We start from the raw sequence: 14,173 nt of genomic DNA on the forward strand, positions 1-14,173 counted from the left end.
GGCTTTTGTTCTTGTGCGATATGCGGAAAATTCAGATTTCAGTTCTGGCACTGACCGCCTCCACGCGCATGCGAAGCATGGCACCGATATCGAAGAAGGGTCGCGGCGGTAGCCAACCGGGCTCGGCCCGCTGCATCACCGATTGCAGCAATGGCGAATCGACGCCCGAGGCCAGCTCCGCCAACAACCGGCCCCACAACGTCCCGCGCGCCACGCCGGAACCATTGCAGCCCGCCACGGCAAACACGCCCTCTTCGACCCGGTCGAAATACGCCTGGCCACTGCGGCTCGCGCTCAAATGGCCGGTCCAGGTGTACTGAATGTCTTGCTCGCCGAGGAACGGAAAACGTCGTTGCAGTCCGCGAACATGGTGCTGACGGCGTAGCGCGAGTTCGCTGTTGGAAAGATCGCGAGTGCGGTATTCGGCGGTGTTGCGGATCATCACCCGGCGATCCGGAGTCAGCCGCACCGTGGCGCCGAGGGGCCGGGTCGACAACACACCCCAAGGCTCCACCGCGCCGATGGCCTGAAATTCCTGATCGCTGAGCGGCCGCGTGAGACTGGCGCTGAGTTCCATCGGGAACGTCGCACTGTCGGCAATGCCGACCCGGGGAATGAACGCGTTCAGGCAGACCAGAATCTGTTTGGCTTCGATGCTGCCATCCATCGTATGGGCGCGCAGCCGTCCCTGGCTCAGGCGCTCGATACCGGTGATGTCCGTGTTTTCGTAAACCGTGATGTTGTCCGGCAATGCGTTGAGCAAACCTTTCACATATTTGGCCGGTTGCAGCAATGCGTTGCCGTGGCCGCACCAGATCGCCGCTTCGTAGTGGCGAGTGCCAAGTTTCTGCGCAAGGGCCGCGCCTTGCACAAACTCTGCGCGGGCGCCGAGGGCGCGCAGCGTCGCCAATTTGGCATCGACATGGTCAAGCTTGGCCCGGTCGTTAACGGCGAAGTAGTAGCCGCTGTCGCGAAAATCGCAGTCGATCGCATGGCGAGTGATCCGCTGGCGCACTTCTTCGCTGGCCGCACGGGAAATCATTGTGTCGACTTCAAACCCGGCGAAACCCTGAGCACCAATCAACTCGCTGTGCGCGGGATGTTCGTGGGCCACGACAAAACCCGAATTGCGCGCCGAAGCACCTTGAGCTGCCCGCTGCCGATCAACCACCACAATGCGCGCCTGAGGATGCATTTCGGCGAGGGTATGCGCGGCACTGAGGCCGGTGATTCCGGCGCCGATAATCAGCCAGTCGGCTTTTTGCGCACCACTCAGGCGACCGCGCTCCGGCGAGCTGCCAGCCTGCGCGATCCAGCCACATACGTTTTCCATGCACCACCTCATTCGACTGTCGTTCTGCGCCTTGCTTCTGCCTGGCGTTCATGCGTGAATCGCATGCGCCGATGGAGAAATCTGCCGCCAGAGCTAGAATCTATAAGGTATTTGCCGGACCGACCAACGCTATAAAATCATCGAGCCATTCTGAAAACGCATGGATAAAATTCGCCACGTTCCCTCACTGCAAGCCATGCAGGCGCTCGTGGAAGTCGCCAGTTGCGGCAGCTTCACCACCGCCGCGCAAAAGCTGTGCCTGACCCAAAGCGCCGTGAGCCGACAGATCCAACAACTGGAAAGCCACTTCAATGTCGCTCTGTTCATCCGCACCAGCCGCAACCTGCACCTGACCCCGGAAGGCGAACAAGTGCTGGCCAGCGCCCGCAGCATCCTTGATCAATTGAAAACCCTTGAAGAACGCCTCGCCCCCCAAAAGCGCCCATTCCGCATCCGCATGCATGTGTCACTGGCGGTGCGTTGGCTGCTGCCGAAACTCAGCGACTTTTATCTGAGCCATCCCGAGGTGTCGCTGGCGATTGAAACCGTCGCCACCGAAGTCGTCGAACCGGGCAATGACAGTGACGCCTACATTCTTTATCTGCCGCAGCCGTCGACCGACCCGGACTGCCTGACGCTGTTCGAAGAAACGCTGGTGCCGGTGTGTTCACCCAACCTGGCAAACGCGCCGCGCTCGGTAGAGGAGTTGCTGCGTTTTGCCTTGCTGCATCGTTCGGCGGATCGCCAGGCATGGATCGAATGGCTGGCCGCGAATGACGGCAAACCGCTGGAGGATTACCGGCACATCCCGTTCAACCTCGATGAGTTGGCGCTGGATGCGGCGGCGCGGGGATTGGGCGTGGCGGTGACGGACATGACGCTGGCGGCGGAGTCGCTTGAGCGTGGGGTGTTGGTGGTGCCGTTTGGTGAGCCGTTGAGGACGGGGGGGATTTATTCGTTTTGTCCGCAGCCTTCGGCGGCATCGCACCCGCAATGCACACTGGTGATGCGCTGGTTTGCCGAGCAGGCCATGAACCCAATTGCCCTGTAGGCGCTGCCGCAGGGGATCGAGCGGGTTGTTATTGCGGGAACGTTTGCAGATACGCCAACAGATTTTCGAGTTTCTCCTCATCACTCAGCCCCCAGAAAATCATCCGCGTGCCCGGCACCACGCCTTTTGGATCTTTCAGGTAAGCCTTCAGCGTTTCGTGATCCCACGTCACTCCTGAATTCTTCATCGCATCGGAATACACGTAGTTCGCCGAGATCCCGGCTGGCCGACCGATGATGCCGTTGAGTTGCGGGCCGAACCCCGGACGCGCGGACTCGCCGACTTGATGGCAGCCGCCACACAGACGCGGAAAGATTTTTGCGCCAGCCTCAGGGTCACCTGCGGCGTTCACGGCGGTGCTGACCAGGCCAGTAGTGAGGATCAGGGCGAGGGACAGTGAAGCGGTGTTTTTCATTTAGGGTTCCGGAACGGCAGGAATCGGGCGGCGCAAGAGTAGCACTTTGTTTTTACAGGTAAGCGCCGACAACCCTTCTGACAGTGATCAACGCCTGACGCAATACCTCCATGTCCACCGACCCCAACGCCAGCCGAATCGCATGCGGTACGTACGTCGCCACCGAAAACGGTTCGGCGGTGGTGACTGAAATCTGTTGCTGCATCAGCTCCACGACAATCTGATCGGCGCGCACGTCTTCCGGCAGCGGTAGCCACAAAAAGTACGAGGACGGGTGAGTGATGCAGGGCAATCCGTGGAGCAATTCGGCGGCCATTGTCTGACGGGCTCGCGCATCATTACGTTTTTGCTCCTCAAGCTGAGTGACGGTGCCATCATCGAGCCAACCGCAAGCAATCGCCGTCATTATTCCGGGAGTGTTCCAGGTGGTGGCACGGATGATGCGCTCCAGCGCCGGCACCATGAGCGCAGGCGCCGCGATGAAACCGACGCGCAGACCAGTGGCGATATTCTTGGAAAGTCCCGACACGTAAACCGTGCGCTCCGGTGCCAGGTCGACCAACGTTCGCGGTGGGTTTTCCGCCAGAAAGGCGTAGGCCGCGTCCTCAATGATCGTCAGATCATGCCGACGGGCAATCGAGACCAGTTGCTCGCGCTGCTCAAGAGGCATGACCCAGCCCAGCGGATTGTGCAGAGTCGGCATGCTGTACACGGCGCGCACCGAGCGGCTGCAGCAGAGTTTGTCCAACGCCGCCAGATCAGGCCCTTGCTCGTTGATCGGGATTGCCACCACTTCCAGATGAAGCGCTTCGGCCAGCACTTTGAACCCGGAATAGGTCAGCGCATCCGCCGCAATCACATCACCCGGTTTGAGCAGCGCCATCAACGCAACCGCCAGCCCTTGCTGGGCGCCGTTGACGATGAGCACTTGCTCGGCCTCGACGCTAACGCCGCGGCTCAGCAAATGACGCGCGACCGAAGCGCGCTCATGCTGGCGGCCGGCGTGGGGTTGATAACGCAGCAGCGATTCCAGGTCCCCGGACAACGCCAATTGCCGCAACGCCGTACGCAACAGATCAGCCTGCCCGGGCAATGACGGGTAGTTGAAATTGAGATCGATCATGCCGACCGCCACGTCCTTCTGATCAATGCCCTGCCCTGGCAACAACGAGGTTTCCCGCACAAACGTGCCGCGCCCGGTTTCGCCGCTGACCAGGCCCATCGCCTCCAGCTCGGCGTACACCCGCGAGGCCGTGACCAACGCCAGCCCTTCCCTTGCCGCCAGTTCTCGATGAGTCGGCAGTCGCGTGCCGGGCGCCAGGCGTCCAGCGCGAATATCTGCCGCATAGGCATCGACAAGGTTCTTGTAGCGGGAGCGCGGCATGTCGGGATGTATCCATGACAATTTTTTGATTGTGCTGATTCTCGGCCGCAGGATGGCGGCAACGCAACCCCACCTTTGAGCGTGACCTCGTATGGAACGGACATCAAACCTGACAAACCCGGCTCTCGAAAAAACCAGCGGCTGGATCAACGGCTTTATCGGTGTGGTGATCTTCAGCGGCTCGCTGCCGGCCACCCGTCTGGCGGTGCTGGAGTTCGACCCGGTGTTTCTCACCGTTGCGCGCGCGGCTATCGCCGGGGTGTTGGCAGTGATTCTGTTAGGGCTGTTTCGTGAACGGCGTCCGGCGCGCGGCCAGTGGCTGTCGTTGTTCATCGTCGCGATGGGTGTGGTGCTGGGTTTTCCATTGCTGACGGCGTTGGCGCTGCAACACGTGACGTCGGCACATTCGATTGTGTTTGTAGGATTGCTGCCACTGGCGACGGCGATTTTTGGCGTGTTGCGTGGCGGTGAACGTCCGCGAGCGGTGTTCTGGTTTTTTTCGGTGCTGGGTAGCGCATTGGTGGTTGGGTTCGCCTTGTCGCAGGGGCTGACCGCTTCGCCCACCGGTGACTTGCTGATGCTCGCGGCGATTCTGGCCTGCGGCCTCGGTTATGCCGAAGGCGCAAAACTGTCGCGCACTCTTGGTGGCTGGCAGGTGATCTGCTGGGCGCTGCTGTTGTCGCTGCCGCTGATGGCACTGCTCAGCCTGTGGCTGGCGCCCGCCTCGTTCAGCCACATCAGCCTTTCGGCATGGCTGTGCCTGGCCTATGTGTCGCTGTTCAGCATGCTGATCGGATTTGTGTTCTGGTATCGCGGCCTGGCGCAGGGCGGGATCGCGGCCGTCGGGCAGTTGCAATTGCTGCAACCGTTTTTCGGCCTGGCGCTGGCGGCGACGTTGCTGCATGAACAGGTCAGCGTCGGCATGCTCGCGGTAACGCTGGGGGTAATTCTGTGTGTGGCGGGAGCGAAGAAATTCGCCAAATAAAACTCAGGCTCCTGCCTTCCACTCCCGAGGACTGAGCCCGGTCTTGCGCCGAAATGCCCGGGCCAGCGCCGAAGGGCTTTCGTAACCGACTTCTTCGGCGATCAGCGCAATCGGCTTGCCCTCGCGCAGGCGTTTTTGCGCGAGGCTGACCCGCCAGCTCAGCAGATAATCCGCCGGGGGCTGGCCGACGACGCGACGAAACTGTTCGGCAAATCCGGCACGTGAAAGGTTGGCCGCTGTCGCCAGATCGGCCACGCTCCACGCTTTCGCCGGTTGTTCATGCATCAGATTCAAGGCGCGAGACAGGCGTGAATCGGCCAGCCCGGCCATCATTCCCGGTTGTTGATCACGACGGCTGATGAGATGACGCAACAGCAAAATCACCAGCAATTCGAACAGCCGATCCATCACCGCCACGCGCCCGCAATGACCTTCGAAAGCTTCCTTGAACAGCCATTCCAGGGTGCTGTTCAATTCCGGGATTTCGCTGAGTTTGAGCACCAGATAATCCGGCAGCGCCGCCGCCAGAGCATTGCCCGAACCGCCATCAAACGTCAGCGATGCGCAGACCAGTTTCGTCTTCATGGTCTCATCGGCCACCATGCGATGGGCAAAGGGTCTGGGGAAGAAAATCAGTGCGGGCTCATCAAGTCGGATCTCGCGCTGATTGCCCGGCTTGAGCAGCAACTCGCCAGCTTGCAAGAGATGCACATGACCATTCTGCTCGCCCTCATGAACGCTGACGCCGCAAAAGTCGCCGCTGTGAAAAGTGCCTGCATGTACAGCGAAATGGCTGAGCAAGGTGGAAAGGCGATCCATGGGCGACTCCCGAGCGAATATCTGGACGATCTGTCGCATATCCTCGACGATCCGCAGCCAAAGCACCAGACGCGCTGATTAACATTAACTCCATCGCCGGCGCACTTCGCGCCCGTCTTTCGGAGAATCACCATGAGCCGCATCAACGCTATCAGCCTCGAATCCGCCACCGACGCCACCCGCCCAGCGCTGGAAGGCGTGAAGAAGAAAATCGGCTTCCTGCCGAACGTGTTCAGCACACTGGCCAAGGCACCGGTCGCCCTTGAAACCTACCTGCAAGCCTCGACGATACTCGGCAAAACCTCGCTGAACGCCAAGGAGAAAGAAGCGGTTTACCTCGCCACGTCGCAGGTCAACGGTTGCGATTACTGCCTGTCGGCCCACACGTTCTTCGCAAGCAAGGCCGGGCTATCAGCGCAGGACATCGTCGCGGCACGTCAGGGCGAACTCAACGCCTACGCCGCACTTGCCCAGCAAATCACCCAAAGCCGCGGCCACTTGAACGACGAGCAGATCGCCGCCGCCCGCGCTGCCGGGATCGATGACACGAAGATCATTGAGGTGATAGCGCTGGTGGCGGTGCAGTCGCTGACCAACTACCTGAACAACGCGGCGCTGACCGATATCGACTTTCCGGCGATTTGAAACCTGGCCACACACAAAACCAATGTGGGAGCTGGCTTGCCAGCTCCCACAGGGATTAGGTTGCTACTGCAAAGGCGTTTAATCGTGATCAACGCCCGCGCGTTTTAACAACTTCTTGCAACGTTCCGACAGATGAAACACCTGCAAATGCTTGCCAGCCTTCTCATAGCGTTCACGCAAGGTTTTCAGCGCGGCAATCGCCGAATAATCGACAAAGCTCAGATGCCGGCAATCCAACGTCACCCGCGCCGGGTCATTGGCCGGGTCAAACCGGTTGAGAAACGGCGTGGTCGAGGCGAAGAACAACGTGCCGTGCAGGCGATAGAGTTTGCTGCCGTCGGTTTCCAGATGCTCATCGGCATACAGTTCACGCGCCTGTTGCCAGGCAAAATTCAACGCAGCGATGATGATCCCGCACAGCACAGCCGTGGCCAGATCGGTGAACACGGTGATGGTGGTCACAGCGATGATCACCAGCACATCGTTGAGCGGCACTTTGTTCACTACCCGCAACGAGGCCCAGGCGAAGGTCTGTTGCGACACTACAAACATCACGCCCACCAGCGCCGCCAGCGGAATACGCTCGATCAGCGGTGACAGAAACAGGATGAACAGCAGAATCAGCACACCAGCCACCACGCCGGACAGACGCCCGCGCCCGCCGGAACTCAGGTTGATCACGGTCTGGCCGATCATTGCGCAACCGCCCATGCCGCCGAATGCGCCGCAGACCATGTTTGCCGCGCCGAGCGCCACGCACTCGCGATCAGGGTAGCCACGGGTTTCGGTGATTTCGTCGGTGAGGTTGAGGGTCAGCAGGGTTTCCAGCAGACCGACCAGCGCCATCAGAATCGCGTAAGGCGCGATGATGCCGAGGGTTTCCAACGTCCACGGAATGTCCGGCAAGGCGAAAGTCGGCAAGCCGCCGGCAATGTGCGCCATGTCGCCAAGGGTGCGGGTCGGCAGGCCGAACAGGTAGACCAGCAGACCCACGCCAAGAATCGCCACCAGTGCCGGCGGCACCGCGCGGGTCAGGCGCGGCAGGATGTAGACGATGGCCATGGTCAGCAGCACCAGCCCGGTCATCAGGTACAGCGGCGTGCCGCTGAGCCAGTCTTCACCGTTCTTGAAATGCTCCAGTTGCGCCAGCGTAATAATAATCGCCAGACCGTTGACGAACCCGAGCATCACCGGGTGCGGCACCATCCGCACCAGTTTGCCCAGACGCAACAACCCGAACGCCATCATGATCAAACCGCCCAGCAACACGGTCGCCAGCAGGTATTGCACACCGTGTTGCACCACCAGCGCGACGATCACCACCGCCATCGAACCCGCCGCACCGGAGACCATCCCAGGCCGGCCACCGAACAGCGCGGTCAGCGTACAAATGATGAAGGCGCCGTACAGGCCCATCAGCGGATTGAGGTGGGCCACCAGCGCAAACGCAATGCATTCGGGCAACAGGGCAAACGAGGTGGTGAGTCCGGCCAGGACATCGGCGCGCAGACGAATCGGTTTCATGGTGTACCTGACTGAGCGGCCGAAGAGTGTGGCCGCAATGTTTTGCGGAAAAAGAGGGCTGCGGATGTTACGGAATTGTCCGGGATCGGGCCAGTGATCGCTGACACCGATCGACTCGCGCATTATGCTGGCGCGCTCCTGCACTCATCGAGTTCGAACATGTCTTCATTGCTGACCGCCCGTGAGGTTTGCCAGCGTTTGCGCGAGGCTGCACTGGGCGTGCTCGCATTCAAACGTTGCGAGACACCCTCCGAGGCCGTACTGGTCGCAGTGGATATCGAAGGCTGGCATCTACTGCTGGATTTTGAGGGTGAACGGTTGCATCACTGTGAATACGCCCGCAGCGCCGATGGCCATGAGGGTGCGCTTGAGACGTGGCAGCGTTATGGCACCGATCCGGTGAGTTTGCTGAGCACTTGGGAATTGACACAGATGGAGAGGTTATTGGCGGGGATAATAAACACGGTTGATCAATGATGGCACTCTGCCCATAATTCGCCCCCCTCTATTCCCACGCAAGGAACTGCCGTGAAGAAGTCGCTGTTGTTGATCCCGATGTTGGCGCTGTTGCTGCAAGGCTGTGGCATGACCATGACCCGCTACGAGCCGAGCTTTGAGAACGTCCAGAAGCTAAAGCAAACTCCGCCACTGCATGCGATCAGCAATCCTCAGGTCACCGCCGAATTCGGTGAAGGTTCGCTGGTGGTACGTGCCAACCCTGTCCGTTCGCCGTCCGGCAGTATCCCGGCGCACATTCAGGACGCGATAACCGAAGAATTGCGCAAGGCCGGCCTGCTCGATCCGCAAGCCCAGCGTCAGCTGAAAGTGCTGGTGGTGAAGAATGAACTCACCGCTGGAATGGGCACGGGTACCGGCAAGCTTGCGGCGCGCTTCACCTTGCTCAACGGCAACGATGTCGTGTACAACGCGACCAAGGATGTCAGCAGCCAATGGAGCAGTAGCTTCTTCGGTTTTATTGCGATCCCCAACGCGGTCAACGCTTACAACCCGATGTTGCGCGATCTGCTGAAGGATCTGTACAGCGACCCGCAGTTCATCCAGGCATTGAAGTAACAGACAAAAAAAGAGCCGCAATCGCGGCTCTTTTTTTGGCTTCAGGCCCGTGGAGTAAGGCTTTCGAGTGCCGAGTACTTCAGGTTTTTGTTATCAACCATTTGTTTGAGCAGCGCATTGACCTGACGGGTGAACGTGTCATTCACCGCCTCTTTTGGTGTGTTGGCCATCAGCGGGATAAACCAGATGCCGATCCAGGTACCGACCGCGTCGTGATTGCTTGCGGTGGGCAGGGCCTGCCCTTGTCCATCCACGCTTTCCAGGCTCAGGGTGTACTGATCGGTGCCATAGGCCGGGATCACCCCCATGCTGAAACCACTGATGAACGCCAACACCATGGAGCCGGCGTTCGGCGGATGGTTGTACATCTTCAGGCGCAGGCTGTAATCGCCCGGCTGCTTCTGGAATTCATCCAGGGTGACACGGCCGAACAGGCCGGAATCAGCGAGTATTTTTTGTAGCTGTGGCTTCAGTTGATCGCGCGCTTGCGGTACTTCCACAGCGGAAGCACTTTTCGGCTCGCCCTGATAGAAGTCGAAATCGACATAGACGTTTGGCTTGTTGGCGTAGTTGGCCATCGAAGGCAATGTCACCGGCGCCACTTCGTCCTTGGTGAAACTGGCACAACCGCCCAGCGCGAGCACCAGGCCCAGCGCCAGAATTTTCCCGAATTGCATGATGTCCGTCCCTATATGAACAATGCCAAATGATGGCAATGAGCCTTCATGTCGAAAGCCGGGCGGATTCTAGAGACAGTGATCGTCTGGGGAAAGACCGAATTCGGGAAAATGACAAAAATATTTGCTCAGCCCTGCCGTAAATCGAGGAGATAGGTGTAGTAACCCGTATCTCGCACATACCCCAGTGACTCGTACAAACCTTGCGCGGTGAAGTTATCGGTTGCTGTTTCCAGCACCAGACTTTTCGCGCCTGTCTCCACGGCGAAATCGCGTGCAGTGTTCATCAGCAATCTGCCAACACCATGTCCACGGGCGGCCGGCGCAGTGAACAGATCGCTGAGCAGCCAGGTGCGATGGGCGTCGATGGACGAAAAGGTCGGGTACAACTGGACGAAACCCAACGCCTCGCTGCTCTCATCCTGAGCAAGAAAAATCGCTGATTCGTTGCCGGCCATGCGCTCGGCAATGAACGCTCGCGATTGCTCAAGGTTCGACGGTTGTTCATAGAAACCGCGATAGGCGTCGAACAGTTTTGCCACCGCGTCCAGATGCGTGGCATTGGCTCTTAATACATGAATAGTCATTTCAACACCCTGCTTTCACATTGATGCTCGAACCAGCATAGCGCTGCCCGTCGAATATGCCCCGGTGGATCCTCAGCACTTGATGCAGTTCATTTGGTCGGCGACCCACCGGCGGGTAGATGAGAGAGATTAGTGGGGGTTTGTTTGTGATTTGTGTCGCAGTTCAGGGCATGAAGTCCACGGGGAGTTCAAGCTGGTTTTTCATACGTTCATTCCAGGCTTGCAAGGCGTCAGGTAGACGAGTTTTCCATTGCCGCACGTTGGTGTAATAGCGCAGGCGCGCGTGGCCTGTATTGTAAGTCACCAACAACACCCAGAAGCGCGCGTCGCTTGCCCGCATCACGACGCCAGTGCCGCCCAGACCACGCATCCACATCTCCGCGACCTCACTACCTGGCACGTCGGTTGAAGGCTCGCCCGTCATCAAAGAGCCGGACACTTCCACCAGCCTCTGATAATCGTCTTTGAGCAGTGTGTGCAGTGCCTGGTTTTCCTCTGGCGTTCGTGCCAGGCCAAGGCTGAGCATGTCGTAATCCAGTGCCAACGGTTGCTGCGAGGCAATAAAACGGCCGGTGTAATACACGCCCATACCACCTCCGCAATCGCCACCCGAACTAACGTTCGAGATATCGAGCACGCCATTGATGGGCGTGAAACTCAGCCTGCATTCGCCTTCTTCATATAGGGCTTCACTGCCATTCAGTGTGGCGACTCCATCCAGATCACCGGAGTTGGCTCCCTCACCCGCCGTGATGTCGAAGTTTATGTGCGTGGCATCAATACGTTTAGTCATCACCGTGGCCGATGTCGAAGAACTTGGCGGAATCAGTTGCCAAGTCGCATTCCAACTGAAGGGCTGAGTGGCGTGTTCGAGCTCGGACAGACGCATCAAATACTCCCGGCGTAAACAGGCAGCCGAGTCACCACAGGCGTTGCGACTTTTCAGCCACTGCCGTTGATCTGTCTTTAGGGCTTTGGGATCGGGGACTTTGGCCAGGGTCGAGCGCCAACGCTCTGCGAGTTTCTCGTCAAGGACTGAAATATCCGGATTGCCACAGATGGCTTTTTCAGTCTTGCTGATGGCACTGGCGCAATCAAAACTGCTGGCGTGGGTAACGGAGGTAAACGCGAGGACGGTCAGCGCCAGGGCATGACGGTGAGTGAAAGCGAGCATCGAGAGATTCCATTCTTCAGGCGACGGGCAGTATGCCAGTGCTGCTGCCGGAAATCCTCGGTGTACACAAAACGCGCCCCCTGTAGGATTTGTGATCAGAACACGATATCGGCGGCAGGTTTTACATCGATCCGCGCCACGGAACCGGTCAGGTGTGCCAGATCCTTGTTGTGTTCGGCAATGATGTCTTCGGCGCTCATGTTGCCGTTGTCGACGGTGGAATGTGCATCTGACACGAGCACCACGTCGTAGCCCAGTTGATGGGCCTGGCGCACGGTAGCGTTGACGCAATAGTCGGTTTGCAGGCCGCAGATCACCAGTTTTTCAAAGTCTTCGCTCGGCAGCAGTTTACGCAGGTCGGTCTGGTAGAACGAGTCCGGGGTGGTTTTGCGTACGCGCAGATCTTTGGCGGACGTCTCAAGCCCTTCGGCCAGTTGCCAGCCTTCAGCGCCGTGGGCCAGCGGGCTGTCCTTTTCCTCATGCTGAATCAGCACCACCGGAACCCCGGCCTTTCGGGCGCGGGTGCTGAGGTCGTTGATGGTGCCGATCACGCGCTGGATGTCGTGGCACTGGTATTCGCCCGAGCAAAGTGCGCGTTGGACGTCGATGATCAGTAATGCGGTGGTCATGGTGGGCCTTCCTTGATCGATCCTTGAGACAGGGGCGGACGTGCGCCCGCCCCCTTTTTACGCCTCTCAGTAACCCAATGACAACCCGGTGTTGCGCCGTGGATCGTTGGCACCGTAGAAGCGGTTTTTGCCTACCGGCTTACCCTCCAGTGATGGCGCACCGACCAGAATCGCGGCGATATGGTTGGCGTCCTGCGGGCCGGCAAACTTGTGGCCCCAGCTCTCGAGGAGCTTCTTCGTGTCCGGGCTGGCGGCGAAGTCTTCGAGATTGGTTTCTTCCGGCATCCACTGCTGGTGAAAACGCGGCGCATCCACCGCTTCCTGCAAGCCCATGCCGTAGTCGATGACGTTGAGCATGGTCAGCAAGGTGGCCGTGATAATCCGGCTGCCACCCGGCGTGCCGACCACCATCACCACTTTGCCGTCCTTGGTGACGATGGTCGGACTCATCGACGACAGCGGCGCCTTGCCCGGCGCGATGGCGTTGGCTTCGCCCTGCACCAGACCGTACATGTTCGGCACGCCAACTTTCGAAGTGAAGTCATCCATTTCGTCGTTGAGAATCACCCCGGTCTTGCTCGCCATCACACCCGCACCGAACCAGTCGTTGAGCGTGTAGGTAACCGAGACCGCGTTGCCCCACTTGTCGACAATCGAATAATGAGTGGTGTTGCTGCCTTCATGGGGCGCAACGCCGGGTTTCAGTTCAGCGGAGACCCCAGCCTTTTGCGGCTGGATGGCGTTACGCAGTTTGGTCGCGTAATTCTTGTCGAGCAGATGCTCGATCGGGTTCTTCACGAAGTCCGGGTCGCCGAGGTAACTGTTGCGATCAACATAGGCGTGGCGCATCGCTTCGATCTGGTAGTGCATGCCCTGGGCCGAATGGAAGCCCAGATCCTTCATCGGATAGCCTTCAAGAATGTTCATGATCTGGCAGATCACCACCCCGCCGGAGCTTGGTGGTGGCGCCGAAACGACATGGTAGCCACGGTAATCGCACTCCACCGGAGCCAGTTCGCGGGTCTTGTATTTGTCGAGGTCGGCCTGGGTGATGATGCCCTTGTTGGCCTGACTGGAGGTGACGATGGCATCGGCCACCCAGCCTTTATAGAAACCGTCGGCGCCCTTTTCGGAAATGGTCCGCAGGGTTTTGCCGAGATCTTTCTGCACCAGTTTTTGCCCGACCTGCATCGGCTCGCCGTTGCTGAGGAAGATCGAACCGGAATCGCGCATGTCCTTCTTGAACACGTCCGTGGCGTACTCCAGCAACTCCACGTCACCCTGCTGCAACTCGAATCCGTCTTCAGCCAGTTTGATCGCCGGGGCGATCATCTCCTTGCGCTGCTTGGTGCCGTACTTGCTAAGCGCCAGCTCCATGCCGGACACAGTGCCCGGCACGCCGACCGCCAAGTGGCCACGGGTACTCAGATCCGGAATGACGTTGCCATCCTTGTCGAGGTACATGTTGGCGGTCGCGGCCAGAGGGGCCTTTTCGCGGAAATCGAGGAAGGTCTTGCGCCCGTCCGCCAGTTGAATGGTCATGAAACCGCCGCCACCCAGGTTGCCCGCTGCGGGATAGACCACCGCCAGCGCATAACCCACCGCGACCGCCGCGTCGACGGCGTTACCACCGCTTTTCAACACATCGACACCGACATGAGTGGCCAGATGTTGCGCGGTGACCACCATGCCGTTTTCTGCGGCAACCGGTGCCACCGAGGCGGCGTGAGCCATAAGGCAGCTGAGTGCCAGTGAGGTCGCTATCAGCGATTTGGCCAAAGGTTCGTACTTCATGAGTCGATCTCTTTTTTGTTTTCAGGGTCTGTGCAAAACAGAGGCGAACGCTTCAAAAGCAACAAGCAGTATGGTCGGGTTT

General features: G+C 59.2%; 16 protein-coding genes. 6 read left to right on the plus strand and 10 right to left on the minus strand.

What is annotated here, in order from left to right; all coding sequences use genetic code 11:
- Window positions 1-31 precede the first annotated feature (31 nt).
- Complete coding sequence (locus ACA043_RS17965; RefSeq protein ID WP_497657587.1) at window positions 32-1,333, minus strand: NAD(P)/FAD-dependent oxidoreductase; 1,302 nt, start codon at window positions 1,331-1,333, stop codon at window positions 32-34.
- 160 nt (window positions 1,334-1,493) lie between these two features.
- On the opposite strand from ACA043_RS17965, the gene ACA043_RS17970 reads away from it, so the two are divergent.
- Window positions 1,494-2,384 (plus strand): LysR substrate-binding domain-containing protein, encoded by an 891-nt coding sequence (locus ACA043_RS17970; RefSeq protein WP_497657588.1) that lies wholly within the window; start codon window positions 1,494-1,496, stop codon window positions 2,382-2,384.
- Between the two features lie 28 nt (window positions 2,385-2,412).
- Here ACA043_RS17970 and ACA043_RS17975 read toward each other — a convergent pair whose 3' ends face one another.
- The gene (locus ACA043_RS17975; RefSeq protein ID WP_489880227.1) at window positions 2,413-2,799 is read right to left on the minus strand and encodes a c-type cytochrome; all 387 of its coding nucleotides are present in this window, start codon (window positions 2,797-2,799) and stop codon (window positions 2,413-2,415) included.
- A 52-nt stretch (window positions 2,800-2,851) separates the two neighbouring features.
- Window positions 2,852-4,183, minus strand: coding sequence for an aminotransferase-like domain-containing protein (locus ACA043_RS17980; protein WP_497657589.1), 1,332 nt, complete (start codon window positions 4,181-4,183; stop codon window positions 2,852-2,854).
- Between the two features lie 91 nt (window positions 4,184-4,274).
- On the opposite strand from ACA043_RS17980, the gene ACA043_RS17985 reads away from it, so the two are divergent.
- A complete protein-coding gene (locus ACA043_RS17985) occupies window positions 4,275-5,168 on the plus strand; it encodes a DMT family transporter (protein ID WP_497657590.1) in 894 nt (297 codons plus the stop codon).
- A gap of 3 nt (window positions 5,169-5,171) precedes the next feature.
- On the opposite strand, the gene ACA043_RS17990 is transcribed toward ACA043_RS17985, so the two are convergent.
- Window positions 5,172-5,969: an AraC family transcriptional regulator gene (locus ACA043_RS17990; RefSeq protein ID WP_497659662.1), complete on the minus strand. Its 798-nt coding sequence runs from the start codon at window positions 5,967-5,969 to the stop codon at window positions 5,172-5,174.
- Between ACA043_RS17990 and ACA043_RS17995 the strand changes: the two genes are divergently transcribed.
- Together ACA043_RS17995 and ACA043_RS18000 are read left to right on the plus strand one after the other, a co-directional pair.
- Entirely contained in the window at window positions 5,880-6,065 is a 186-nt protein-coding gene (locus ACA043_RS17995) for a hypothetical protein (RefSeq protein ID WP_497659686.1), read from the plus strand. The two genes, ACA043_RS17990 and ACA043_RS17995, sit on opposite strands and share 90 nt — an antisense overlap.
- 54 nt (window positions 6,066-6,119) lie before the next feature.
- Window positions 6,120-6,632: a carboxymuconolactone decarboxylase family protein gene (locus ACA043_RS18000; RefSeq protein ID WP_497657591.1), complete on the plus strand. Its 513-nt coding sequence runs from the start codon at window positions 6,120-6,122 to the stop codon at window positions 6,630-6,632.
- 78 nt (window positions 6,633-6,710) lie between these two features.
- Here ACA043_RS18000 and ACA043_RS18005 read toward each other — a convergent pair whose 3' ends face one another.
- The gene (locus ACA043_RS18005) at window positions 6,711-8,156 is read right to left on the minus strand and encodes a SulP family inorganic anion transporter (RefSeq protein WP_497657592.1); all 1,446 of its coding nucleotides are present in this window, start codon (window positions 8,154-8,156) and stop codon (window positions 6,711-6,713) included.
- Window positions 8,157-8,315: 159 nt separating this feature from the next.
- On the opposite strand from ACA043_RS18005, the gene ACA043_RS18010 reads away from it, so the two are divergent.
- Window positions 8,316-8,633, plus strand: a complete 318-nt coding sequence (locus ACA043_RS18010; protein WP_497657593.1) for a DUF7693 family protein — start codon at window positions 8,316-8,318, stop codon at window positions 8,631-8,633.
- 51 nt (window positions 8,634-8,684) lie between these two features.
- Window positions 8,685-9,230 carry a hypothetical protein gene (locus ACA043_RS18015; RefSeq protein ID WP_497657594.1) on the plus strand — a complete coding sequence of 182 codons (546 nt, stop codon included), beginning with the start codon at window positions 8,685-8,687 and terminating at the stop codon, window positions 9,228-9,230.
- A gap of 41 nt (window positions 9,231-9,271) precedes the next feature.
- On the opposite strand, the gene ACA043_RS18020 is transcribed toward ACA043_RS18015, so the two are convergent.
- The 5 genes from ACA043_RS18020 to ggt all read right to left on the minus strand — a co-directional run bounded on the left by ACA043_RS18020 (window position 9,272) and on the right by ggt (window position 14,091).
- A complete protein-coding gene (locus ACA043_RS18020) occupies window positions 9,272-9,907 on the minus strand; it encodes a hypothetical protein (RefSeq protein ID WP_497614588.1) in 636 nt (211 codons plus the stop codon).
- 128 nt (window positions 9,908-10,035) lie between these two features.
- Window positions 10,036-10,494, minus strand: a complete 459-nt coding sequence (locus ACA043_RS18025; protein WP_497657595.1) for a GNAT family N-acetyltransferase — start codon at window positions 10,492-10,494, stop codon at window positions 10,036-10,038.
- 163 nt (window positions 10,495-10,657) lie between these two features.
- Complete coding sequence (locus ACA043_RS18030; RefSeq protein WP_497657596.1) at window positions 10,658-11,668, minus strand: lysozyme inhibitor LprI family protein; 1,011 nt, start codon at window positions 11,666-11,668, stop codon at window positions 10,658-10,660.
- Window positions 11,669-11,763: 95 nt separating this feature from the next.
- Window positions 11,764-12,297: a cysteine hydrolase family protein gene (locus tag ACA043_RS18035; RefSeq protein ID WP_489880239.1), complete on the minus strand. Its 534-nt coding sequence runs from the start codon at window positions 12,295-12,297 to the stop codon at window positions 11,764-11,766.
- A gap of 66 nt (window positions 12,298-12,363) precedes the next feature.
- Window positions 12,364-14,091 carry a gamma-glutamyltransferase gene (gene ggt / locus ACA043_RS18040; RefSeq protein ID WP_489880240.1) on the minus strand — a complete coding sequence of 576 codons (1,728 nt, stop codon included), beginning with the start codon at window positions 14,089-14,091 and terminating at the stop codon, window positions 12,364-12,366.
- Between the last annotated feature and the right edge of the window lie 82 nt (window positions 14,092-14,173).

It is taken from the genome of Pseudomonas sp. LBUM1648 (genome assembly GCF_059716145.1).